Source organism: Nonomuraea sp. NPDC052116 (assembly GCF_040680035.1).
Classification (GTDB): domain Bacteria; phylum Actinomycetota; class Actinomycetes; order Streptosporangiales; family Streptosporangiaceae; genus Nonomuraea; species Nonomuraea angiospora_A.
Map to the genome: position 1 here is coordinate 1 of NZ_JBFAWA010000078.1, position 22,499 is coordinate 22,499.

The 22,499-nt window shown below is 71.6% G+C and carries 19 protein-coding genes; 6 read left to right on the forward strand and 13 right to left on the reverse strand.

The features are described from left to right. A partial coding sequence (locus tag AB0L65_RS62130) for a TCP-1/cpn60 chaperonin family protein (RefSeq protein WP_364267203.1) occupies positions 1-191 on the reverse strand: 191 nt, incomplete at its 3' end. 207 nt (positions 192-398) lie between these two features. Between AB0L65_RS62130 and AB0L65_RS62135 the strand changes: the two genes are divergently transcribed. Then, positions 399-1,010 carry a TetR/AcrR family transcriptional regulator gene (locus AB0L65_RS62135; RefSeq protein ID WP_364267206.1) on the forward strand — a complete coding sequence of 204 codons (612 nt, stop codon included), beginning with the start codon at positions 399-401 and terminating at the stop codon, positions 1,008-1,010. Positions 1,011-1,044: 34 nt separating this feature from the next. Here AB0L65_RS62135 and AB0L65_RS62140 read toward each other — a convergent pair whose 3' ends face one another. From AB0L65_RS62140 to AB0L65_RS62155, 4 genes are all read right to left on the reverse strand, one after another. Further along, a complete protein-coding gene (locus AB0L65_RS62140) occupies positions 1,045-2,532 on the reverse strand; it encodes an MFS transporter (RefSeq protein WP_364267209.1) in 1,488 nt (495 codons plus the stop codon). Between the two features lie 129 nt (positions 2,533-2,661). Beyond that, positions 2,662-3,066 carry a hypothetical protein gene (locus AB0L65_RS62145; RefSeq protein ID WP_364267212.1) on the reverse strand — a complete coding sequence of 135 codons (405 nt, stop codon included), beginning with the start codon at positions 3,064-3,066 and terminating at the stop codon, positions 2,662-2,664. Between the two features lie 72 nt (positions 3,067-3,138). After that, positions 3,139-3,729, reverse strand: a complete 591-nt coding sequence (locus tag AB0L65_RS62150) for a TetR/AcrR family transcriptional regulator (protein WP_350741025.1) — start codon at positions 3,727-3,729, stop codon at positions 3,139-3,141. Between the two features lie 44 nt (positions 3,730-3,773). Beyond that, positions 3,774-4,361: a TetR/AcrR family transcriptional regulator gene (locus AB0L65_RS62155; RefSeq protein WP_364267215.1), complete on the reverse strand. Its 588-nt coding sequence runs from the start codon at positions 4,359-4,361 to the stop codon at positions 3,774-3,776. A gap of 136 nt (positions 4,362-4,497) precedes the next feature. Here AB0L65_RS62155 and AB0L65_RS62160 point away from each other — a divergent pair, with 136 nt between their 5' ends. Then, the gene (locus tag AB0L65_RS62160; RefSeq protein WP_364267218.1) at positions 4,498-5,256 is read left to right on the forward strand and encodes a class I SAM-dependent methyltransferase; all 759 of its coding nucleotides are present in this window, start codon (positions 4,498-4,500) and stop codon (positions 5,254-5,256) included. Positions 5,257-5,259: 3 nt separating this feature from the next. Here AB0L65_RS62160 and AB0L65_RS62165 read toward each other — a convergent pair whose 3' ends face one another. Then, entirely contained in the window at positions 5,260-6,453 is a 1,194-nt protein-coding gene (locus AB0L65_RS62165; protein ID WP_364267221.1) for a cytochrome P450, read from the reverse strand. 174 nt (positions 6,454-6,627) lie between these two features. Between AB0L65_RS62165 and AB0L65_RS62170 the strand changes: the two genes are divergently transcribed. Both AB0L65_RS62170 and AB0L65_RS62175 read left to right on the forward strand, forming a co-directional pair. Next, positions 6,628-7,464 carry a hypothetical protein gene (locus AB0L65_RS62170; RefSeq protein WP_364267224.1) on the forward strand — a complete coding sequence of 279 codons (837 nt, stop codon included), beginning with the start codon at positions 6,628-6,630 and terminating at the stop codon, positions 7,462-7,464. A gap of 194 nt (positions 7,465-7,658) precedes the next feature. Further along, positions 7,659-9,218, forward strand: coding sequence for a sulfatase (locus AB0L65_RS62175; RefSeq protein WP_364267254.1), 1,560 nt, complete (start codon positions 7,659-7,661; stop codon positions 9,216-9,218). 4 nt (positions 9,219-9,222) lie between these two features. On the opposite strand, the gene AB0L65_RS62180 is transcribed toward AB0L65_RS62175, so the two are convergent. Beyond that, on the reverse strand, positions 9,223-9,741 hold the full coding sequence (locus tag AB0L65_RS62180) for an XdhC family protein (RefSeq protein WP_364267227.1): 519 nt from the start codon (positions 9,739-9,741) through the stop codon (positions 9,223-9,225). Between the two features lie 59 nt (positions 9,742-9,800). On the opposite strand from AB0L65_RS62180, the gene AB0L65_RS62185 reads away from it, so the two are divergent. Then, positions 9,801-10,589: an SAM-dependent methyltransferase gene (locus AB0L65_RS62185; protein WP_364267230.1), complete on the forward strand. Its 789-nt coding sequence runs from the start codon at positions 9,801-9,803 to the stop codon at positions 10,587-10,589. Positions 10,590-10,631: 42 nt separating this feature from the next. Here the strand turns inward: AB0L65_RS62185 and AB0L65_RS62190 are convergent, their stop codons facing one another. The 6 genes from AB0L65_RS62190 to AB0L65_RS62215 form a co-directional block, all read right to left on the reverse strand. After that, the gene (locus AB0L65_RS62190) at positions 10,632-12,329 is read right to left on the reverse strand and encodes a hypothetical protein (protein WP_364267233.1); all 1,698 of its coding nucleotides are present in this window, start codon (positions 12,327-12,329) and stop codon (positions 10,632-10,634) included. A gap of 4 nt (positions 12,330-12,333) precedes the next feature. Continuing rightward, the gene (locus AB0L65_RS62195) at positions 12,334-14,280 is read right to left on the reverse strand and encodes a beta-L-arabinofuranosidase domain-containing protein (protein ID WP_364267236.1); all 1,947 of its coding nucleotides are present in this window, start codon (positions 14,278-14,280) and stop codon (positions 12,334-12,336) included. A gap of 27 nt (positions 14,281-14,307) precedes the next feature. Continuing rightward, positions 14,308-15,114 carry a carbohydrate ABC transporter permease gene (locus AB0L65_RS62200; RefSeq protein ID WP_364267239.1) on the reverse strand — a complete coding sequence of 269 codons (807 nt, stop codon included), beginning with the start codon at positions 15,112-15,114 and terminating at the stop codon, positions 14,308-14,310. Next, on the reverse strand, positions 15,111-16,064 hold the full coding sequence (locus AB0L65_RS62205; RefSeq protein WP_364267242.1) for a sugar ABC transporter permease: 954 nt from the start codon (positions 16,062-16,064) through the stop codon (positions 15,111-15,113). The genes AB0L65_RS62200 and AB0L65_RS62205 overlap by 4 nt, the downstream gene beginning before the upstream one ends. Before the next feature lie 4 nt (positions 16,065-16,068). After that, entirely contained in the window at positions 16,069-17,346 is a 1,278-nt protein-coding gene (locus AB0L65_RS62210) for an extracellular solute-binding protein (protein ID WP_364267245.1), read from the reverse strand. A 67-nt stretch (positions 17,347-17,413) separates the two neighbouring features. Beyond that, positions 17,414-18,472 carry a LacI family DNA-binding transcriptional regulator gene (locus AB0L65_RS62215; RefSeq protein WP_364267248.1) on the reverse strand — a complete coding sequence of 353 codons (1,059 nt, stop codon included), beginning with the start codon at positions 18,470-18,472 and terminating at the stop codon, positions 17,414-17,416. A gap of 370 nt (positions 18,473-18,842) precedes the next feature. Between AB0L65_RS62215 and AB0L65_RS62220 the strand changes: the two genes are divergently transcribed. After that, positions 18,843-22,463 (forward strand): LamG-like jellyroll fold domain-containing protein, encoded by a 3,621-nt coding sequence (locus AB0L65_RS62220; RefSeq protein WP_364267251.1) that lies wholly within the window; start codon positions 18,843-18,845, stop codon positions 22,461-22,463. The last annotated feature ends 36 nt before the right edge of the window (positions 22,464-22,499 follow it).

Genomic DNA, 22,499 nt, shown 5'->3' on the forward strand with positions numbered 1-22,499 from the left:
TCCTCGAGCTCGATCTCCTTGGCGATGGAGACACCGTCGTTGGTGATCGTGGGGGCGCCCCACTTCTTCTCCAGCACGACGTTGCGGCCCTTGGGGCCCAAGGTCACCTTGACGGCGTCGGCGAGCTGGTTCATACCGCGTTCGAGGCCGCGCCGGGCGTCCTCGTCGAACGCGATCATCTTCGAAGCCATGTTCTCTCCTGCTCACGATGGGGGTTTGCCGGGACGGCGCCCGCGACGGACGGCCCGCGGGCAGGCGGCATGACCTGCCCGCGGACCTCACCGTCCCGGCGGCTGGCACTCTCCAGGGGTGAGTGCCAGGCGTCCCCCCGCACTTTACCCACAACTTGCGTGCCACGCACACAGTGCGCGTCCCGCAATATCGGATAGAGTCCTCTCATGAACGACGACGCCGTGGACCTCCGGGCCCGCAACAAGCAGGCCACCCGGGAGGCGATCAGCCATGCCGCCCTGCGCCTGGCCATCGAGCAGGGGCCCCACGGGCTGGCCCTCGTCCGCGTCCATGACATCGCCACGGCCGCGGGCGTCTCCCCCCGCACGTACAACAACTACTTCTCCAGCAGGGAGGAGGCGATCTGCGCCTTCCACGCCGACCAGGCCAGGCGCGCGGGGCAGGCGCTGCGGGCCCGGCCCGCCGGCGAGCCGCTCGACCAGGCCGTCATCGCGGCCGTGGTCGAGCTCTACACCGACCCCGAGCCCGACCGGGCCGGGCTGCGCATGATCATGTCGACTCCGGCGCTGGAGGGGGAGGCGCTGAAGACGTTCACCATGGCGGAGGGGCCGCTCGCCGAGGCGATCGCGGCGCGCACCGGCGTCGATCCCGGGCGCGACCTGTTCCCCGCCGTCGTGGCCGCCGCGGTGGCCGGGGCCATCCGGGTGGCGGGGCGGCGCTGGCTGGAGCCCGGCAACACCGAGTCGTTCGCGGCCATCCTGCGCCACGCCCTGTCCGTCGTCCTGCCCGCCGCACCGCCCGAAGGACCCCAGAGGTAGCCGCGCCGCCCGAAGGACCCCGGGTAGCAGGCGCTCAGTGCTGGGCCGAGGCCAGGTCCAGCCGGGCGGGGGTGCGCCACCAGACGGCCACGGCCGCCAGCAGCATGAGGACGGCGCCGTACAGGCTGGTCGTCCGCAGCGATTCGGTGAAGGCGAGCGTGGCCTGGGCGGCCAGGTCGGAGGAGCCGATCGCGCGGGCGGCCGCCAGCGCGCCGCCGAGCGATTCGCGCACCGCGTCGGTGGCGTTCTCGGGCAGCTCGGCCCGGTAGAGGGCGGCGGCCAGGCTGCCCAGCACCGCGACGCCGAAGGTGCCGCCGATCTCGTACGAGGTCTCCTCGATCGCGGCCGCGCTGCCCGCCTTCTCCGGCGGAGCGCCCGCCATGATCACGGCGGAGGCGATGGCCAGCGAGCCCATGCCCGCCCCGATCAGCAGGATCGACACGGCCACCCAGAGGTAGGTCGTCGGGGCGACCCAGAGCACCACGAAGCCGAGCGCGCCGATCACCAGCCCGCCGGCCAGCACCGTACGGGCGCCGATCCGGGTGGCCAGGGCCGGCGCCAGCGGCGAGAGGACCGCGGAGCCGACCGCCATGGGCAGCATGGCCAGGCCCGTCTGCAGCGGCGAGTAGCCCTGGACGAGCTGCGCCCACTGGACCATGAGCAGCATCATGCCCGCCATGGCGATCGAGGTGGTGAAGGCGGCCAGGGTGCCGGAGGTGAAGGCGCCGCCACGGAACAGCCGGACCTCCAGGAGGGGGTCGGGGCGGCGCAGGCACCGCCGGACGAACCAGGTCAGCGTGACCGCGGCCAGGACGGCCGTGAGCGCGGTCCAGGCGTCCAGGCCCTCGGTGGCCACGTGCTTGATGGCGTAGACCAGGGCGATCATGCCGACCATCGACAGCACCGTGCCCAGGGCGTCCCAGCGGCCCGGGTCGGGGTTGCGCGACTCGGGCAGCAGGAGCAGCCCGGTGACGACGGCGACGGCCATGACGGGGACGTTCACCAGGAACGCGGCGTGCCAGCTGAAGGCCTCCAGCAGCAGCCCGCCCACGATCGGGCCGAGCGCGCCGCCCACCGCCGCCATCGCGGCCCACACGCCCAGCGCGGTGGCCCGCTCGCGGGCGTCGGTGAACAGGTTGCGGATCATCGACAGGGTCGACGGCATGATCATCGCACCGCCGACGCCGAGCAGCGCCCGTACGGCGATCACCTCGGCCGGGCTGTCGGCCCACAGCACGGCGACGGAGGCCAGGCCGAAGAGGACGAAGCCGGAGACGAGCATGCGCTTGCGCCCCCAGCGGTCACCCAGCGCGCTGACGGCCACCAGCAGGCCCGCCACGACCAGGGAGTAGACGTCGATCATCCACAGCAGTTCGACCGCACCCGGCCGCAGGTCGGCCGAGATCTGCGGCAGTGCCACGTTGAGGATGGTCATGTCCATCGTGATCAGCAACAGGCTGGCCGACAGGACGGCCAGCGCCGCCCAGCGTCTGGGGTTCAGCTCGGTCATCGTGTCCGTCATGGGGGTCCTCCAAGGAAAAGGGGTGGTGGCGCAGGGTCACACGGCTGACCCCGGCGACCTGGGCGATCCCGGTCGTCGGGGTGGCTGGGCACGTATGGGGGGTGGAGGACGCCTGCTCGGGCTCCCGCTTCAGCCGGCGTCGGCGTCCTTCGCCGCCACCAGCTTGAGCAGGCGGTCGTGGAGTGCCTTCCCGACCGGCTCGGACAGGGGGATCATGCTCGTGGCCCGCCACAGCCACAGCCCGTCGACGGCCGGCTGGGCCAGGGGCAGGTCGATGTCGCGCGGGTCGGTCGAGGTGGGCGGCGGGGCCCAGCGGCCGATGAGGTCGTCCCACGCCTCGGCCGGCGCCGGCGTGGTGACCGACTCGACCATGAACGCCAGGTCCGCCTTGCTCGCCGAGCCGTGCGCGCCCACCCGTACGCAGGCCTCGACGGCCTCCTCGGCCGCCGACTCCAGCGCCAGGGCGGTGATGCCGTCGCGCTCCGTCACGCGGATGGCGGCGTCCAGGATCCGGGTCCTCTGGCTCGGTCGCATGACCGCAACTATACCATCCAGAAGGTACAGTTATTCATCGACGCCGCTGCCACCCGGTGACGGCGGCCGCGGTCAGGCGGGACGCAGGGCCTTGAGGGTGAGCTCGACAAGGGCGTCGGCGTACTCGGGGGTGAGCGGGCCCGAGCGGTGCAGCCAGCGCTGGAACAGGGGGGCGTACAGGAGCTCCAGGGCCAGGTCGAGGTCGGCGTCCTCGGCGATCTGGCCGGCGCGCTGCGCGCTGCGCAGCCGGGCCTTCTTGGCCTCGTCGACCGGGCCCGCCAGCTTCTCGCGGTACTGGGCGGCGAGGTCGGGGTCGTTGATGATCTCCATGTTGAGCGCCCTGATCGGCGCCTCGAACGCCGGATCGGCGAACTCGGCCACCGTCGCCCGCATCACCAGCTTGAGATCGGCCTCGATGTCGCCCGTGTCGGGCAGCGTGATGCTGTCGCCGACCTGGCTGAGGGCGAGGAAGGCGTCGAAGATCACGGCTCCCTTGGAACGCCACCAGCGGTAGATCGTCTGCTTGCCCACGCCCGCGCGGGCGGCGATGGCCTCGATCGAGATCTTGGCGTATCCCATTTCGGAGACCAGCTCGCGGGCCGCTTCGAGGACGGCCTGCCGCGATCGCTCACTGCGGCGGGCGGGGTCGGGGCTTTTCGACATGCGGGTCAGCATAGCAGCAAGACGAGACGATACGGTCCGTCTTGCTAGCGCTCGACGCCGGCGATGACCGTGGTCACCATCCTGCGGACGGCGGCGTGCTCCGGCGGGGCTCCCGTCCGGTCGGCGAACAGCAGGTGCCCGGCCCCGATCAGGGTCGGGGCGAGCGTGTCGACGTCGGCGTCCGCCGCGATGCGCCCCAGGTCCCGCTCGGCGCGGAGGTAGGCGGCGATCATGGCGCCGGCCTCCGTCAGGAGCGGGACGCCGACCGGCCAGGATCGGCGCAGCCGGGCGCGCAGCTCGTCCCGGAAGGTGACGAGGGCGACGATCGACACGGCGACCGACCCGAACACGGTCGTCAGCGCGTCGGCGAGATTGCCCGCGACGGTGCCGGTCCCGGCTGACTCGCGCAGCGCGGCGGCCTGGGCGTCCATCCGGGCGACGCGATCGAGCACGAGCTCGGCCAGGAAGGCGTCGAAGTCCTCGAAGTGCCGGTGCAGGACGCCCTTGGCGCAGCCGGCCTCCGCGGTGACCGCCCGGCTGGTCAGCGCGCTCGGCCCGTCCCGCAACAGGATCCGCTCGGCGGCATCGAACAGCTGCTCACGCACGTCGCGGAGGGCCACTCCTGTCGGCACCGTCGCATCCCGCCTTCCATCGTCCGGCCTCGCCGGGTTGACGAGTGGGCACATGCCCATTCATAGTGGGCGCATGCCCACTATATCTCAGCCGGGAGCCTCCCTTCCCGAGCCCGAGCCGCATCAAGCTCGGCAGATGGCGGAATCGTTCGGCGTGGACGCCGAGCGCTACGACCGGACCCGGCCCCACTACCCCGACGCCATGGTGGCCCGGATCGTCGCCGGCAGCCCCGGGCCCGACGTCCTCGACGTCGGCTGCGGCACCGGCATCGAGGCCCGGCAGTTCCAGGCGGCCGGCTGCAAGGTGCTCGGGGTCGATCCCGACGCGCGGATGGCCGACTTCGCGCGGCGCGAAGGGCTCGAGGTCGAGGTGTCGACGTTCGAGACCTGGGAGCCCGCCGGACGGGACTTCGACGCCGTCGTCGCCGGACAGGCCTGGCACTGGGTGGACCCCGTCGCCGGCGCGGCCAAGGCGGCGGGGGCGCTGCGTCCCGGCGGACGGCTGGCGGTGTTCTGGAACGCGTTCCAGACCCCGCCCGATCTCGGTGCGGCCATCGCCGAGGTCTACCGCAGGATCATGCCCGACGCGCCGATCTACCAGCGCATGATGTCCGACGCGGACGCGTACGTGTCGCTGAGCGCCAAGGCCGCCGGCGGCATCCGGCAGGCGGGCGCGTTCGGCGAGGTGGAGGAGTGGCGCTTCGACTGGGAGCGGCCCTACACCCGTGACGAGTGGCTGGACCTGGTGCCCACCACCGGCGTCCACACCCGGCTCCCGGCGGCCACGCTGCAGGAGGTGCTCGCGGGCGTCGGCGCCGCCGTCGACGCGGCGGGGGGCGGCTTCACGATGCGCTACACCACGGTGGTGGTCACCGCGGCCCGCGGCGCCTCCTGACCCCTACGAGTCCCCCACCCTGACCACCAGCCCGCGGATCTCGTAGCCGCCGATGTCGTTGTTGAAGCTCACGCGCGGCGCCGACGCCATCCGCACGCCGTCCATGGCGAACAGGCGGCTGAGGAAGACGTCCGTCTCCAGGATGGCGATGTTCGCTCCCGGGCACCGGTGCGGCCCGTCGCCGAAGGACAGCGCCGCGGCGCTCGTGCCCCCGTCGATGACTCGGCCGGGGCAGACCGACAGCGGCAGCGAGCCCACGGCTCGGGGATCGGTGTTGGCCGCGTCGACGAACACCTCGATCACCGCGCCCGGTGGCACCGTGACCGGCCCGTCGGCGCCGGCCAGGTCGAGGGCGGCGGTGGTGCGCCGGCGCAGCCGCCCGACCACGGGTTCGAGCCGCAGGATCTCGTGCAGGACGGCGAGGCGGCCGGGCTCGTCCGCCGCGCGGTAGCGCTCCAGCAGCGCCTCGTCGGCGAACAGGTGCCAGGCCGCGACGCAGATGAACTCGCGCGTGGTCACCATGCCGGCCGCGGCGAAGGTCAGGCACTCGCCGAGGATCTCGGCGTCCGTGCACCCTTCGGAGATCAGGTGCGAGATGAGGTCGTCGCGCGGCTCGCGGCGGTGGGCGCGGATCGCCGGGCGCACGTCGGCCAGGTAGACGCTCAGCCAGCTCACGTTCTGCCTGACCAGCCAGTAGATCCCGCTCGGGCTGGTCAGGCCGGGCCGGCCGAACTTCTCGGGGAAGAACCGTTCCAGTCTGGCGCGGATCCCGGGCCTGCTGGAGGTGAGGCCGATGATCGCGCTCGCCACCTCGATCGCCATGCCGAAGCTCAGCTCCGACAGGTGCGCCTCCCCCGTCGCCCGCAGCTCGGCGAGCCGGCTCTCCGCGACCCGCGCCATCAGGTCGCGATACCGCTCGTCCACCCTGCGGGGCGTGAAGAACCGCGCGGTCTGGCGGCGGTCCTCGCGGTGCTCGGGCCCGTCGCGGTAGAGGACCGGCCGCCGGATCCTGGCGGGCAGCTTCTCCACGGTCTCGATGCCCAGCCCGGCCTGGACGGTGTCGTAGCTGCGCAGCACGGCGCGGGCCTGCTCGTGGCCGCGGACCTCCCACGTGCCGTCGTCGGCGCGCCGGACCGGGCAGGCCCCGGGTGCGGCCTGGCGCGGGATCTTGCGCGTGTCTTCGCTGTGGTCGTTCACGCCGGCACGTCTCTCCCTGTCGTCGGGCCGCCGTTGACCATGCTCGTCCCCGTACGGCGTCAGATCAAGGGACCGGGATGCCCGAGAAATACCGGATGTCATGGTTCGACTTGACTGATGATCTTCGATGCACCAGATTGTTCGCGACTTTTCGGACCGTTCCCAAGGAAACCCATGAAGCGAGCCATCATCGGTGTCGCCGTGGTCGCGGGCGTGGTGCAACTCACCGCCACGCCCGCGCAAGCGGCACCCAAGATCGACCCGGTCAAGGCGCTCAAGGCCGAGTTAGCCGCCGGCAGAGCCGTCAACGTGCAGTCCACGGCGAAGGTGACGTACACGCGCAGCCTGGTCGTCACCTCGGGGCTGGAGGGCACGATCGGGTTCGACCGGCGCGGCGCGGCCGCGTCCGATGTGGCCCAGACCCTGCAGTACAGCAAGGACCTCCTCCGCAGCGTGAAGAAGTCGAAGCCGGCGGAGGTCGAGGCCCTGCAGCAGGGGCCCATCAGGATGATCTCCACCCGGGACGTGAGCTACGTCTCCGGCCCGATCGTCGATTCCGCGCTGCCCCAGGGCACGAGCTGGGTGCGCTACAGCCGGGCCGCTCTGCCGCCGAGCAACCTGGTGCTGAACGTCCTGGAGCCCGCCACGCTCAAGACGCTCCTGTCCCACCGCAGCTCGTGGCAGGACGGCGTGCTGAAGGGCTCCATCAAGGCCACCAAGCTCGCGGCGGCCTCCCCCTCGTTCGCGTCGCGCTTCGGCACGCGTTCCAGGAGCGGCCGCGACGGCAAGATCACCTACACCCTCTGGTTCGGCGGTGACGGCCTGGTCGAGCGGCTGTCCGCCAAGGCCGTCCTGCCCTACGGCAAGAGCTCCATGACGGTCGAGTCGAGCACCCGCTACGCGGACTGGGGTCGCGAGGTCACCGTTCTCCTGCCCCTGCAGGGAGACGTGCTCGACCGGGACCAGCTCGGGGACAAGGCCCCGGCCGCGGTCCCGGGGATCTGGAACTAGACGCCGGTCTTCTGCCCGGCCGTGCCTCATGAGGCCGGCCGGGATTGCCCGGCTCCGGAGCATGCCCTCGCGGGTGATATGAAGTTGTTTGAGTGCTTTGTCCAGAATGTACGTGCATCGCACCCCCAACCTCCTGTCCCCTGCCAAAGAGGCTGTTCTCCCCGATGCCCGGACATATCAGGAAAAGCTTGGCGGTGGCGCTCGCCGTCGTCCTCACCCTGACCCTCGCGGCCCCGTCCAGCGCGGGGGCCGTCGCCGCGCCCAAGCGGCCGAACATCATCTTCTTCCTCGTCGACGACATGTCCGCCGAGCTGCTCCAGTACATGGACACGGTCAAGAGCCTGAGCCACGACGGCACCACGTTCACCGGCTACTACGTGGCCGACTCGCTCTGCTGCCCGTCCCGCGCCACCATGTTCACCGGCCAGTTCCCGCACAACACGGGCGTGCGGACCAACCAGGGCTACGACCACGGCGGCTACGGGGCGTTCGCCAAGCACGAGGGCAGGACGTACGCCGTCTCCCTGCATCAGGCCGGATATCGCACGGGCTACCTCGGCAAGTACATCAACGAGTATCCCGCGGGCCCCGGCTACCAGGTGCCGCCCGGCTGGGACGAGTGGCACGTGACGGCGAGCGGCGGCTACAACGAGTTCAGGTACAAGCTCACCCGCTACATCAAGGAGGAAGCGGGCGGCCGGCGGCCGATCGACGCCTCCGGGGGCAAGTACCTGGTCGACGAGCTGGGGCAGCGGGCGGTGGGCTTCATCGAGCGGTCCCGCCGGTATGCCCCCGGCGAGCCGTTCTTCCTCCAGGTCTCGCCGTTCTCGCCGCACAACAGGGTCAACGTGAAGCGCGGCGACACGGAGCCGCGCTTCCCGCCCGCGCCGCGCGACCGGCCGAAGGACCGCTTCCCCGCCGGGGAGTTCCCCCATGGCGACTGCGGCGGCCCCGACTGCGACTCCATCGACGTGACCACCCTGCCGTCGTTCAACGAGGACACCACCGACAAGCCCTCCTGGGTACGGCGGGAGCCCATCGGCCCGAAGATCACCGAGAAGCTCCGCGAGGACTTCCGCGACCGGATCCGCATGGTGCAGTCGATCGACGACATGGTGCAGCGCGTCCTGTCCGCGCTGACCGAGGAGGAGAAGCTGAACACGTACGTCGTGTTCACCAGCGACAACGGCTTCCACCTCGGGCAGCACCGCCTGGTGCGCGGCAAGGCCACGGCCTACGACCACGACGTACGGGTGCCGCTCCTGGTCAGGCGCCCGGCCTCGGGGCCGCGCGGCGACCTCGTGACGCCCGCCATCGCCCAGAACGTGGACCTGTTCGCGACCTTCCTCGACATCGCCGGCGTCGGCGCGGCGACGCGTGACAGCCGCGACGGCCGCAGCCTGCTCCCCCTCATCCAGGGTCAGAACGTCACCGGCTGGCGCGACGCCGCGCTGATCGAGCACGTCAAGCCGAACCCCCACGCGCCCGGCCAGCCCGACCCCGACGCGGACGCCATGAAGAAGGGCAACTCCCGGCCGCCCACCTACTCCGCCGTGCGCACGGGCGGGGAGCTCTACGTCGAGTACAAGGGCGATCCACGGCCCGAGTACTACAACACCGTCACCGATCCGCGCGAGGAGTCCAACGACCCCGGCAACGCCAGGACGGCCGCCCTGAGCAAGGTCCTCGACGGCCTGAAGAGGTGCGGCAAGCCGGGCGCGGTGGACTGCTGGACGGCCGCCCACCTGCGCTGACTCCTCAGAAGGCGAAGCCGCCCGGGCGGGCGTTGCGGTCGGCGATCAGGCCGGCCAGGGTGGCGACGGCGATCTCGGGCGGGGTGCGCGAGCCGATGTTGAGCCCGATGGGCCGGTGCACCCGGGCGACCTCCTCGGGCGGCACGCCGAGGTCGGCCAGCGCCCGAACGTGCGGCGCGGTGTGGCGGGCGCTGCCCATGATGCCGACCCACCGGACGGGGAACTTGAGCACGTCGCGCAGGACCGGTCCGATCTCCTCGCGGTGATGGTCGGTGAGCACCACGTCGGCCGTGGCGTCGAGCCAGGCGCCGAGCCCGGTCACCGCCGTGAATCCTTCGAGGCGGCGCTCAGGATCGGGCTCGAACAGGATCGGGCGGAAGCCGAGCTCGGCGCCGAACCTCAGCAGGCACTCGGCCACCGGGGAGGCGAAGACGGCGACCAGCGTCCGCCCGGCCGGCTCGACGGGGGCCTCGCTGTGGGCGACTGCGCACGCCGGGTCTTCCGCGTCATGGGTGTGGGCCATAATCGCAGTCTGACACAAGTAGTCGATCATGCTCGCGAAGATCCCTATAGGCTTCGCCCATGGACGCCGACCCCAGGATCGACCGTACGAAGCCGCATTCCGCCCGGGTCTGGAACTACCTGCTCGGCGGGCAGGACAACTACGACGTGGACCGCGAGGCCGGGGACACCCTGCTGCGCGTGTTCCCCGATTTCGCGCAGGTGGCCACGCTCCAGCGCGAGTTCCTCCTGCGAGCGGTGACCTACCTCGTCACCGAGGCGGGCATCCGGCAGTTCCTCGACATCGGCTCGGGCCTGCCCACCGCCGACAACACGCACGAGGTGGCGCAGCGCCTCGCGCCCGAGTCCCGCGTCGTCTACGTCGACAACGACCCCCTGGTGCTCGCGCACGCCCGCGCCCTGCTCGCCGGGACCCCGGAGGGCCGGACCGCCTACGTCGAGGCCGACGTGCGCGACCCCGGCACCATCCTCGCCGCGGCGGCCGGGACCCTCGACTTCTCCCGGCCGATCGGCCTGATGATGCTCAGCATCGCCGGCCAGATCCCCGACGACGACCTCGCCGCCGATCTCGTCCGCCGGTACGTCGCGGCGCTGCCGCCCGGCAGCCACCTGGCGCTGTCCGACGGCGCCGACGGCAACCCCTCGCTGGTGGCGGCGGTGAGCTCCTACAACGAGCGGGCCGCCTTCCCGTACACGCTGCGCAGCCCAGAGCGGCTCGCCGTCCACTTCAAGGGGCTCGAACTCGTGGACCCGGGCGTGGTCTCCACGCCGCTCTGGCGGCCCCCGGCGGGAGCGCCGCCCCAGCCGGCGGTGATCAACGCGATCTGCGGCGTGGGCCGCAAGCCCTGACGTGCGGGCGGTCCGGCGGGGTGCGCCGGACCGCCGCGCGGGTCAGGTGAGCTGGATGTAGTCGAGTTCGGCGTAGCCGGTGCCGCCGGAGAAGAACGGCGAGCCCTTGGCCAGGCGGATCACGTTGTACCCGGCCCGGAGGGTGACGGTGGTGCCGACGGTGGCGCCGAACTCACCCCACGCCGCGGTGGGCGGGTAGCTGACCGTGCTCCAGGAGCCGCCGTTGTAGGCCAGGCCCTGGGTCGCGGTGGCGCCGGTGCCGTTGGCGTAGCCGATGGTCATCGTGTACGAGCGCGCCGTGGGCACGTTCACCACGAAGTCGACGTAGCTGTCGGTACGCGGCGTGCCCGAGTTGTCGATCCGGCCCACGTAGCCGCCGCCCGACGCGCTGGAGGCGCTGAGCCGCTGGGCGCGGAAGACGGAGGCGTTCTCGGCCTCGTACCGCTGCTGGTAGCCGGGCACCCCGCTGACCGGCTCGACGACGAGCTGGTAGGCGCTGGTGGCCACCATGTCGGGCACGGACACGCTGAGCTGGCCGCCGCTGACCGTCCGGGTGGTCGTGGAGATCGTGGTGGGGGCGGTGACCGCGGTGAAGCGGCCGCTGGACGGGGTGGAGGTCAGCGTGACGCGGACGCTGGAGCCGAGCGCGCCGAGGCCCGTGAGGTTGACGGTGTTGGTGCCGGCCTCGTTGCCGAACGCCACGTTGACGATCTTGCGGGTGCCGTCATAAGAGGCGAACCCGTCCAGGCCGGTCGTCGTGGTCGTCGTGGTCGTGACCATGTTCCCGGCCATGTCGCCGTACCACTTGTACAGCCACCAGGTGCCGGTGGGCTGGCTGTTGTTGACGACCAGGCCGTTCATGGTGCCGTACTCGTACCAGAAGGCCCGGTGGGCGGACTCCACGCCGCCCCGCTCCAGCTTCGCGACGTAGCTGGCGATCCGGCCGGGCACGTCGACCTCGCCGGTGGCGGCGTACTCGTTGATGGAGATGCGGCGCGGGCTGATGCCGAGCGAGGACTCCAGGTTGCGGTAGTCGGCGATGTCGGAGGCGATCCTGGTGGGGTTCTGCAGCTCGTGCCAGCAGATGATGTCCGGCAGGGTGCCGGTGTTCTTGGCGTTGGTGAGGAACGACTGCATCCAGGAGCGGTTGTAGGTGGCGGTGCTGGGGCCGACGATCGGCGTGAGCGTGTCGAGCGCGCGCACCGCCCGGTACGTACGCACCCAGGCGTCGTTGAAGTTGCCCGCCGCGGCGGTGTTCCAGGTGTAGTCGGGCTCGTTCCAGAGCTCCCAGCCGATGACGTTCGTGACCGTGGTGGCCGACAGCCGGGCGTTGACCATGGTGTTGACCTTGGCCAGCCAGTCGTCCCAGCTCACCCACCGGTAGGGGAAGTCGGGATAGATGTCGGGCATCCGGATGAACTCGCCCGCGCCGGCCCGGGTGGCCTGCGGGGACACCAGCAGGGAGTCGCCGCCGGGCGGCTGGCCGTTGGGGCGCTGGCCGACGCTGGGCGCGGGCTGGGTGAGGGAGTTGACCTTGATCGGGAGGAGGGTGGAGTCAGCCGGGCGGGAGTTCTCGGCCAGGCCGTACAGGCCGCCGGAGGCGACGTGGGTGACCGGCCGGAACGGCTGCGCGACGTTGACGGTCAGCGTCGCGCCGGCGGCCGCGGCCGGGGGTGAGGCGGTCACCAGGGCAGTGGCCGTGGTGACCAGGGCTAAGGCGAGCACTCGGAATCGGGACATCGTGTCACTCTCCTTCGATGGGCAACCAGACACGCATGCTCGACGGGCCGCGACGGGCCCACGAGTGGTACGGCCGCAGCGGCACGTCGAACCACTCGACGTCCGCCGCGGAGGCAGCCGCGGCGCCGGAATAGGCCCACGGCCGGTCGGGGGGTGCGGCCAGACGGCCGCGGACCAGCACTTCGCCGGGCTCGGCCCGGGGGCCGGATCGGGGGTCGCGCCGGGGGTCGTGTCGGGGGTCGTGTCGGGGGTCGTGTCGGGGGTCGTGTCGGGGATCGATCGCCAGGGCGTCGAGCCCGCCGGGGTGCGGGAGGTCGTGGGACTCGGCGCACAGGACCTCGGGGCCGCGCTCGACGGCGACGCAGCCGCGTACGGCGTCGATGCGGGGGTCCGGCCAGGTGAAGCGCGGCTCCATCGGCAGTTCGAGCGTGATCACCTCGCCCGCCCGGAACTCCCGCCGCACCGTGGCCATGCCGGGCTCGACCGGCCGCGTCCGCCCGTCCTCGGCGAGCGTGGCTTCGGCGGCCCAGGCGGGGACCCGCAGCGCCAGCGTCCAGAGCCCGTCGGCGAGGATCCGGACGCGGACGGTTCCGCTGTCGGGGTAGGCGGTCTCGACCTCCACCGCGATCTCCCGCCCGTCCGGCAGCTCGGCGCGGACGGTCGAGGGGGCGTACTGGTGGAGCTGCAGGCCGTCGTCGTCGGTGGTGGCGAGGTAGCCCTGGAGGCCGGCCAGGGTGCGGGCGACGTTGGTGGGGCAGCAGGACACGTCGAACCAGGCGGCCCTGACCCCGGCCTCGGCGCGCGGGCTCACCTCGTCCGGGTCCGCCTCCCGGCCCGGGGCCCGCTGGTGGAGGGGGTTGGCGTAGAAGAACGCCGTGCCGTCGGGGCTCGGGGAGGCCGCGATGACGTTGTAGAGCGTGCGCTCGATGAGGTCGGTGTAGCGGACGTCGCCGGTGGCGAGGTGGAGGCGCCAGGAGACCATGATCGAGGCGACGCCGGCGCACGTCTCGCAGTACGCCCGGTCCGGCGGCAGCTCCCAGTCCTCGCCGAAGCCCTCGTCCTGGTGGCGTGAGCCCATCCCGCCCGTGATGTACGTGCGGCGCGCGACCGAGCGCTCCCATTGCCGCTCCACGGCCCGCAGCAGCTCGTCGTCTCCGCGCTCGACGGCGACGTCCACGGCGGCGGCGGTCAGGTAGAGCGCGCGGACCGCGTGGCCGCGCCACACGTCGGCCTCCCGGATCGGGATGTCGTCCTGGAAGTAGGCGCGGCCCAGGGGGATGTCCCTGAGCGTGCCGTGCCCGCGGCGGTCGAGGAAGATCCGCGCCTGCTCGACGTAGCGCTCCTCCCCCAGCGCCCGGCCGAGCTCGGCCAGGCCGACCTCGATCTCCGGGTGCCCGCAGATCCCGGGCCGGCCGTCCGCGCCGAACGTGCGGCACACGTGGTCGGCGGCGCGGCGCGCGACCCGTACGAGGTCGTCCTCGCCGTGCGTGCGCAGCCGGGCCACCGCGGCCTGCAGGAGGTGGCCGGTGTTGTAGAGCTCGTGGCCCATCTCCAGGTCGCTGTAGCGCGGCGGCTGCGTGCCGTGCCCGAAGCAGGTGTTGAGGTAGCCGTCCGGGTCCTGCGCGCGGGCGATCCGCCCGGTGAGCCGCTTGATCGCCGCCTCCGCCCCCGGGTCGCCGGTACGACCGCTCTCCCAGGCCAGGGCCTCCAGGAGCTTGTAGGCCTCCGAGTCGGAGAACGACCAGCCGGGCCGGTCGGGCGCGGTCGTCCCGTCGGCGACCCGGTCGAAGTTGGCGAGCCAGCCGAGGCGCTCCATCCACGACTCGCAGTGGGCGAGCGTCGCCGCGGCGTTCACGGCCTGCCGGCTCCCCCAGAACCCTCCGGTGATGGAGACCTGCGCGAGCCCGAGGGGGCGTACCCGGCCCTGGGACGGCAGCACGGGGCTGGTCATGTGGTGAACCTTTCGACGGATTGCTGTTCAGTCCTTCACGGCGCCCGCGGTGACCCCGGCGGCGATGTAGCGCTGCGCGAGGACCAGCAGGAAGGCCGCGGGGACGGACGCGATCACGGCGGTCGCCATGATCGAGTTCCACTGCGTGGTGTTGTTGCCGATGTAGCGGAAGATGCCGAGCGTGATCGGGATCACGTCGCTGTTGCGGTTGAGGGTCGAGGCGAAGATGAAGTCCGACCACGCCCACAGGAACGCGAAGAGCGAGACCGTGATCACCGAGTTGCGGCTCAGCGGCAGGATGATCGACCGGAACGTCCGCCAGGTGCTCGCCCCGTCGATCTGCGCGGCGGCCAGGAGCTCGCCGGGGATGCTCGCCATGAACGCCCGGAAGAGCAGCACCCCGAACGGCACGGCCAGCGTCGAGTCGGCGACGATCAGGCCGGGGACGGTGTTGAGCATCCCGAGCCTGATGTAGATGGCGTAGAAGCCCATGGCCATGACGACCGCGGGGATCATCTGCGCGACGAGGAGCAGGAAGTCGATCCCGCGCGCGCCGCGCGGGCGCAGCTTGGCCAGCGAGTAGCCCGCGGGCAGGGCGACGAGCAGCGTGAGCGCGACGGTGCCGAGGCCGATGAACAGGCTCGTGGCCAGGGCCGGCAGTTGCTGGGCGAACGCCGCCGCGTACCCCTCGAACGTGGGGTTCCAGGGGAACCAGTGGGGCGGGTCGGCCCGCATGTCGCCCGTTCTGGTCAGTGAGACGTTGAACATCCAGTAGACCGGGAACAGCATCACCCCGACGAGGACGACGCCTGCCGCGGTCTTCCAGCTCTTCATGCGCGCTCCTCCTTGCGCTGCAGGTGCACGTGCAGGAGCCCGGCGGCGAAGGCGATGAGGATGAGCAGGTTGCCGACGGCCGCCGCCGGCGAGAAGTCGGGCTGGCCGGTGCCGAACGCCTCCCGGTACGACCAGGTGGCCAGCGTCGTCGAGGCGTCCGCGGGCCCGCCCTTCGTCATGATCCAGATGATGTCGACGACCTTGAGCGTGTAGATCAGGCCGAGCAGCAGCGTGATCGCCGACACCGGGCGCAGCAGCGGGAAGGTGATGCGCCAGAAGCGCTGCCACCCGTTGGCCCCGTCGAGGCCGGCGGCCTCGTACAGGTCGGGGGAGATGTTCTGCAGCCCGGCGTACAGGATCACCAGGTTGAACGGGACGCCGAGCCAGATGTTGGCGATCGTGACGGCCAGCAGCGAGGTGTCGGGAGAGGTGAGCCAGTTGATCTGGCCGATACCGAACGCCTCCAGCGCCGCGTTCACGATGCCGTTGTCGCTGTTGAGCATCCACGACCAGGTCGAGGCCGAGACGATCAGCGGCAGCAGCCACGGGACCAGGAACATCGCGCGCAGCACCGCCGACAGGCGGAAGTTGCGGTGGAAGAAGACCGCGAGGGCCAGGCCGAGGGCGTACTGCGCCGCGATGGACACCAGCGTGAACAGGGCCGTGTTGCGCAGCGCCCGCAGGAAGGTGTCGTCGGACAGGATGTCGCGGTAGTTGTCCAGCCCGGTGAACTCCGGGTCGCCCCGCACGAACGCCCGCGGCGTGTAGTCGTGCACGCTGAGGTCGATGTTGCGGTAGAGCGGATAGGCGTAGAAGACGAGCAGGTAGATCACGAGCGGCGCGAGGAAGGCGTAGGCCGTCCACTGCCGCGAGCGCCCCCGCCGGGGAGCCGCGTGCGCCGCCCTGCCCACCGTCACCGCCTCGCCGGCCTCGCTGCTGAGAGAGGTCATCGGATCAGCCGCCGGTGGCCTGCTTCGCCTGGGCCTGCGCCTGCTTGAGCGCGTCGGCGGGGGTGGCCGAGCCGCTCAGCGCCTTCTGCACCCCGGTCCACAGCGCCTCGGAGATCTTCGGGTACTTGGTGCCGAGGTTGTCGCTGGTGCGGCCCTTGGCCGACTTCACGGCGTCGACCCACGGCTTGAGGCCCGGCTCCTTGGCGAGGATCGCCTGCTGGCCCTCGGCGGTGGAGGGGATGTAGTACGCGAACGTCGTACCGGTCTCCACCAGGCCCTCGGGCGTCGTCATGCATTCGAGGATCTTCTTGGTGACGGCGTAGCGCTTGGTGTCCTTCTGCACCGGGACCGTGATGAACTCGCCGCCCGTGGGCGTGGGCGCGGTGCCCCCGTCCTTGCCGGGGATCTGCACGATGCCGGTGGGGAAGCCCGCCTTCTTGGCGCTGTCGATCTGCCAGGTGCCGTTCTCGGCGAACGCGAACTCCCCGGTCAGGAACTGCTCCCACGTGGTGTTCTGGGAGTTGCTGATGACGGAGTTGGGGGCGGTGCCGTCCTTGACCCACGTGGTCCACAGGTCGAGCGCCGCGACGGCCTGGGGCGAGTCGAGCTGGGTCAGCTGCGCGCCGGAGCCCCAGAACCACGGCAGGAACTGGAACGAGCCCTCCTCCGTGCCGATGGCCGCGAACGTGATCGGCTTCTTGCCCGCGGCCTTGACCTTCTTCAGCGCCGCGTTGAGCGTGGCCCAGTCCTTGATCGAGCCGGGGTCGACGCCGGCCGCGTCGAGGATCTTCTTGTTGTAGTAGAGGGCGAGGGTGTTCGCGCCGATGGGGATGCCGTACGTCTTGCCGTCCAGCTCGCCGGCGGCGATGAGGTTCTTGTCGAACCGGGCTGTGTCCAGGCCGAAGTCTGACATCGTGGTGAGCATCCCGGCGTCTGCGAGCGTCGAGACGGCGGGGTTGTCGAGGAGGATGACGTCCGGCGCGTTGCCCTCCTGGCCGGCGAGCAGCGCCTGGTTGGTCAGCGCGGTGGTGTCGTAGGCGGTCCGCTGGATGGTGACGCCCGCCTGCTTGCCGCAGGAGTCCACCCGCTTCGCCCAGGCCGAGGCCGGGTCGTGCTGCGGGTACGGGTCCCACCAGGTGTACGCGCCGGCGCCGCCCGCGGAGGCGCTGGTGGTGGTGCCACCGGTCTGCGGGGCGGACGCGCAGGCGGACGCGCCGACGGACAGGGCCAGAACGGCGGTTCCGAGGACCGCCGCCTTCGCGGAAACCGACGTGCGGTTCATCGAGGCCTCCAATGTTAGCGCTCACATTCGAGCGCGGCCGGAAGGTGTGGGGGGTCGGGCCCGCGAACTAGCAGGCGGTCGGGGGCACGGTGGGGGGCACTGCGGGGGGCACTGCGGGGGGCGCGGTGCTTCCGCGCGAGACCAGTTCGGGAGAGATGAAGCGCACGACGAACGGCTCGTCACGGGCCGCCGGTGATTCCACGCGGCGCACGAGCTGGCGTACCGCCATGGCGCCGAGCCGGTCGGGCGCGCTCTCGATGAACGAATAGGGCAGGGAGAAGGTCGCGGCGAACTCGGCGGAGTAGCGCCCGATGACCGAGAGGTCCTCGGGCACCCGCAGGCCCCGCTGGTGGGCGACGGAGGGCAGGGCCGCGGTGGCGGCCTCGTTGTTGAGCAGCAGGCCGGTCGCCGACGGGTAGGCGTCGAGCAGGGCGTTGAGCAGGTGTCCGACCGCGGGCTGGCGGGACTCGCCGTACACGGCGTGCAGGGTGACGCCGAGCTGGCGGGCCCGTTCGAGTGCGGCGTCGCGCAGGCGCCACACGTACGCGCCGCCGCGCTCGACGACGTGCTCGGGCTGCGAGATCAGGATGAGCTCGCGGTGGCCGAGCCGGTGGAGGTGCTCCACCATGGCCCGGCCGGCCTCCTCGAAGTCGAGGTCGAACACATCGAGCCCCGAGCAGTCGCCCGGCAGGCCGACCAGGGCGCCCGGCTGCGGCGCGGCCCGCAGGATGGGCAGCCTCGGGTCGAACTGCGCGATGTTCATCAGGACGACGCCGTCCACCATGCGCGAGTCGGTGATGCGCCGCAGCGCCCGCACGCCGTCGGCCTCGGTGACCAGCAGCGTGTCGTAACCCAGGTCGCGGGCGGTGTTCGTGACGCCCAGGATGTACTGCATCATCGCGGGCGCGAACTCGTCTTCGTGGAACTGGGCGAGCAGACCGAGGACCTTGGTCTGGGATGTGGCCAGCGCTCGGGCGCCCGCGTTCGGCGTGTAGTCGAGCGCCTCGGCGGCCGCCAGCACGCGACGGCGGACCTCCTCCGAGATGGGCCGCTTGCCCGACAGCGCGTAGGACGCGGTGCTGCGGCTCACCCCGGCCTCCCGGGCCACGTCTCCGATCGTCGCCACTCTCACCTCCTGTACGTCATTGAACCGGTTCGACAGTTGCGTCACGAAAACCCTCGGATCGCCGGCCGGTCCGCGCCTTTTCCTGGGGATCTGCAGGATCGATCGGCCCGCCACCGGTCACAGCCGGGAACGGGCTCCACCTGCGGGCCGCCGGAATCAGCGAACCGGTTCAACGATGTGCCCCGACTGTCGCGCCGCCGGCGAGCGGGCGTCAAGAGTGAGGACGGTCGGCGATATCGAATCGTGACATGCCGGAAACGCCCATTGACGCGCGGGGCGCGGCTACGTAACCTACGCGAAACCCTCAGTTGCGTTCCTCGATCACCCTCCCTGAGATTTGTTAACGCTCACACCTCCCAGGGACTTCGTCATGACCATCAAGGCCATGTGGGCCGGGCTGCTCCCGGCCGCCCTCGTCGCCGCCTTAACCACGGGCGTCGCGGATGCGCGGACCGTGGATCCGCCCTCTCCCGCGCTCCTCTACACGTTCGACTCCGACGATCTCGCCACCGGCTCCATCACCGACTCCTCCGGCAACGGCCTGAACGGAACGCTGGTCAACGGCTCCACCGCCGCGCTGGTCGACGGCGCGAGCGGTGGCCACGCGCTGAGCCTGCCCGGCGGCGCGCCTTCCTCCGACGGCGCCTACGTGCGGCTGCCGCTGGACGCGATCAAGGGCAGGACCGACCTGACGGTGTCGGCGCGGGTCAAGTGGGACGGCACCGCCGCCGCCTGGCAGTGGATCTACGCGCTCGGCAAGGACACCAACCGCTACCTGTTCAGCACGCCGTACAACGGGGACGGCGTGCTGCGCACGGCGGTCACCACCTCGGGCGGCGGCGGCGAGGCCAAGGTCACGGGCTATGCCCCGCTGCCGGCCGGCGCCTGGAAGACGCTGACCGTCACGCTCGACACCGCCGCCGAGCGCGTCACCACCTACCTCGACGGCGCCGCCGTGGCCTCGGCCCCCACCGCCATCAGCGCCGCGCAGCTGATCGACGCCGCCACGACCTCGGCCGGGTTCATCGGGCGCTCGTTCTATCAGGACCCGCTCTTCGACGGCGCGATCGACGACTTCCGCGTCTACGCCGCCGCGCTGTCGGCGGAGCAGGTGGCGGCCGTCGCCGGCGGCCGGACGCCGACGCCGACGGGCCTCGCCCAGAGCGCGTTCTCCGTCCGGACGACCATCGGCACCGCGCCGGCCCTGCCGGCCGCCGTCCGCGCCACCTTCACCGACGGGTACGACCGCGAGCTGCCCATCGCCTGGTCGCCCGTGGATCCCGCGGACTACGCCGCCGCCGGGACCTTCACCGTGACCGGCACGGCCGGCGGCAGGCCCGTCACGGCCGAGGTCACCGTGATCCGCGAGGGCCAGCTCGTCATCGACCTCGCCGAGGACACCGGCCCCTTCCACGGCGGCGCGTCCGGCACCCTCTACGGCCTGTACGGGCCGGGGGTGCCGACCAACAACCTGATCGAGGGGATGCGCCTGCGCACCGTCTCGACCAAGGCCCAGGACGGCCCGCAGCACCCCGGGGCCGATGCCTTGGAGGTCGTCAAGCCGCTGGCCGACAGCACCGACGGCGACGTGTACATCTACATGACCGACATCCACCGCGGCTTCCCCTACCAGTGGCCCGGCGGCACGCCGCAGGAGAGGCTCGACCTGTACCGGCAGAAGATCGCCAAGCAGGTGGACCAGGTCCTCCAGCTCGACCCGAAATATCAGGACAACATTGTCTTCGTGCCGTTCAACGAGCCCGAGGGCAACATGTTCGGCACGGGTGAGTGGAGCTACAACCGGGTCAGCTGGCTCAGCGACCCGCGCGACTACTTCAAGGCGTGGGACGACGTCTACGCCCTCATCAAGGGCAGGATGCCGGCCGCCCGGATCGCCGGGCCCAACACCAGCGTGCTGTACTCCCAGGTCAAGGGCTACCTGGAGCACGTCGTCGAGGCCGGCACCGTGCCCGACGTGATGACCTGGCACGAGCTCAGCCACCCCGAGCAGGTCAGGGCGAGCGTCAAGCGTTACCGCGAGATGGAGGCCGAGGCCTTCGCCGGCACGAAGTACGCCGGGAAGCGGCTGCCCATCAACGTCAACGAATACGCCTTCAACTACCACACCTCGGTGCCCGGCCAGATGATCCAGTGGGTGTCGGCCATCGAGGAGTCGAAGGTCGACGCCGACATCGCGTACTGGAACATCGACGGCAACCTGTCCGACTCCGCCGTGCAGGCCAACCGGGGCAACGGCCAGTGGTGGCTCTTCAACGCCTACGGCAGCATGAGCGGCCACACCGTGCGGGTCACGCCGCCCTACCCGGGGCAGAACTACACCCTGCAGGGCGTCGCCACGCTCGATCCCGGCAAGAAGCAGGCCCGCGCGATCTTCGGCGGCGCCGACAGCGCCGGGCACATCCGCTTCGAGCACGTCCCCGACAAGGTCTTCGGCCGCCGCGTGCACGCGTGGGTGCGGGAGATCCCGTGGACCGGCCAGGTCGGCGACTCGGCGCAGCCGGAGATCGTCGCCGAACGCGACGTCGCCGTCAAGGACGGCACCGTGGTCTTCGACTTCGGGGCCGGTGACCTGCCGAGGCTCAAGGAGTCGTCGGCGTACGAGATCGTCCTCACGCCCGCCGGCTCGGGCACCGCGACGGCGCCCGAGCCCAAGCTGTGGGAGGGGTCGTACGAGGCCGAGGACGCGAAGTACACCGGCGGCGGCTACAGCCGCAACGGCCCCGAGGGCTCCCCGTCGGACGTGTCGAAGTTCTACACCTCCGGCCGCTACGACGTGGGCGGGCTGCGTACCGGCTCGGACGGCGTGCTCGACTTCACCGTCGAGGTGCCGCGGGCCGGCCGCTACGACCTCAGCGTGTTCGCCAACTCGCTGAACACCTTCGACCGGGTGCGCGAGCAGGGTCCGACCAACGTCTTCGTCCGCGTGGACGGCGGCGCGGAGCAGGAGCTGTTCCTGCCGCTGGGCTACAAGTGGGTGGTCTGGGACCACGCGGACACCACCGTGGAGCTCACGGCGGGCAAGCACGTGCTCTCCCTGGCCGCGCGCAGCCTCGACGGCGCCAAGGCCACGAAGGGCGACGCGATCGTCGACCGGATCCGGCTCTCGCTGGCCAACCCGGCGGCGGCGACCTCGATCTACGAGGCCGAGCTGGCCGACCTGAGCGGCGCCCGCCCGTCCTACTCCGCGTACGGCGCCGCGCTCTCGGGCTCCGGCGTCGTCGCGGCCCGGCGCGAGGAGTCGGCCACCTTCTGGGTGTACTCCGCCCAGGACGCCCCGGCCGAGCTGGACCTCAAGCTGCTCGGCTCCGGCCAGGCGGCGGTGACGGTCAACGGCGTACGGGTGCTGGACCGCGCACGGCGCGGCGACGCGACCGCGGCGGTGTCGCTGTCCGGCGGCGTCAACAAGGTCACGGTCACCGGCAGGTCCGGCACGTCGCTCATCGACCGGCTCGAGGTGCGGCCCGCGGCCGGCGCGCTGCCGGCCACCGTGTACGAGGCGGAGTCCGCCCGGCTCGCCGGGACCGCGAAGGCGTCGCCGCTCTCACTGGCGGGCGGCGGGAGCGCGGTCACCGGGGTCGGCGGCACGCCCGGCAACGCCAACACGCTCACCTTCGACGTGCGGGCCGCCGCCGACGGCACGTACGCCATGCGGGTGCGCTACTCCAACCCGGAGCAGTCGCCCGCCACGCACTACAACCCGGACCCGCTGGCCAGGCACGCCGACATCTCGGTGAACGGCGCCGCCGCGCAGCGCGTCCTGTTCCCCCACACCTTCCACGAGAACAACTTCTGGGAGCTCACCGTCCCGGTGCGGTTGAAGAAGGGCGCGAACACGGTGCGCTTCTCGGCCGAGGAGCTGCCGAACTTCGACGGCACCACGTACGCGTCGGAGACCTTCCCCGGGGTGCTCCTGCGCGCGCAGTACGCCCCGGTGATCGACAGGATCACGGTCGCGCCGTACAGCGGCTGACCCCCACCGGTGCCGTCCGTGCCCCGGCTCCGGGGC

Coding starts and splice junctions, on each gene's coding strand:
- AB0L65_RS62185 (WP_364267230.1), top strand. CDS start 9,801: ATGGACGCCGACCCCAGGATCGACCGTACGAAGCCGCATTCCGCCCGG.
- AB0L65_RS62180 (WP_364267227.1), bottom strand. CDS start 9,741: ATGGCCCACACCCATGACGCGGAAGACCCGGCGTGCGCAGTCGCCCAC.
- AB0L65_RS62150 (WP_350741025.1), bottom strand. CDS start 3,729: ATGTCGAAAAGCCCCGACCCCGCCCGCCGCAGTGAGCGATCGCGGCAG.
- AB0L65_RS62135 (WP_364267206.1), top strand. CDS start 399: ATGAACGACGACGCCGTGGACCTCCGGGCCCGCAACAAGCAGGCCACC.
- AB0L65_RS62220 (WP_364267251.1), top strand. CDS start 18,843: ATGACCATCAAGGCCATGTGGGCCGGGCTGCTCCCGGCCGCCCTCGTC.
- AB0L65_RS62190 (WP_364267233.1), bottom strand. CDS start 12,329: ATGTCCCGATTCCGAGTGCTCGCCTTAGCCCTGGTCACCACGGCCACT.
- AB0L65_RS62170 (WP_364267224.1), top strand. CDS start 6,628: ATGAAGCGAGCCATCATCGGTGTCGCCGTGGTCGCGGGCGTGGTGCAA.
- AB0L65_RS62160 (WP_364267218.1), top strand. CDS start 4,498: ATGGCGGAATCGTTCGGCGTGGACGCCGAGCGCTACGACCGGACCCGG.
- AB0L65_RS62145 (WP_364267212.1), bottom strand. CDS start 3,066: ATGCGACCGAGCCAGAGGACCCGGATCCTGGACGCCGCCATCCGCGTG.
- AB0L65_RS62205 (WP_364267242.1), bottom strand. CDS start 16,064: ATGACCTCTCTCAGCAGCGAGGCCGGCGAGGCGGTGACGGTGGGCAGG.
- AB0L65_RS62195 (WP_364267236.1), bottom strand. CDS start 14,280: ATGACCAGCCCCGTGCTGCCGTCCCAGGGCCGGGTACGCCCCCTCGGG.
- AB0L65_RS62140 (WP_364267209.1), bottom strand. CDS start 2,532: ATGACGGACACGATGACCGAGCTGAACCCCAGACGCTGGGCGGCGCTG.
- AB0L65_RS62210 (WP_364267245.1), bottom strand. CDS start 17,346: ATGAACCGCACGTCGGTTTCCGCGAAGGCGGCGGTCCTCGGAACCGCC.
- AB0L65_RS62200 (WP_364267239.1), bottom strand. CDS start 15,114: ATGAAGAGCTGGAAGACCGCGGCAGGCGTCGTCCTCGTCGGGGTGATG.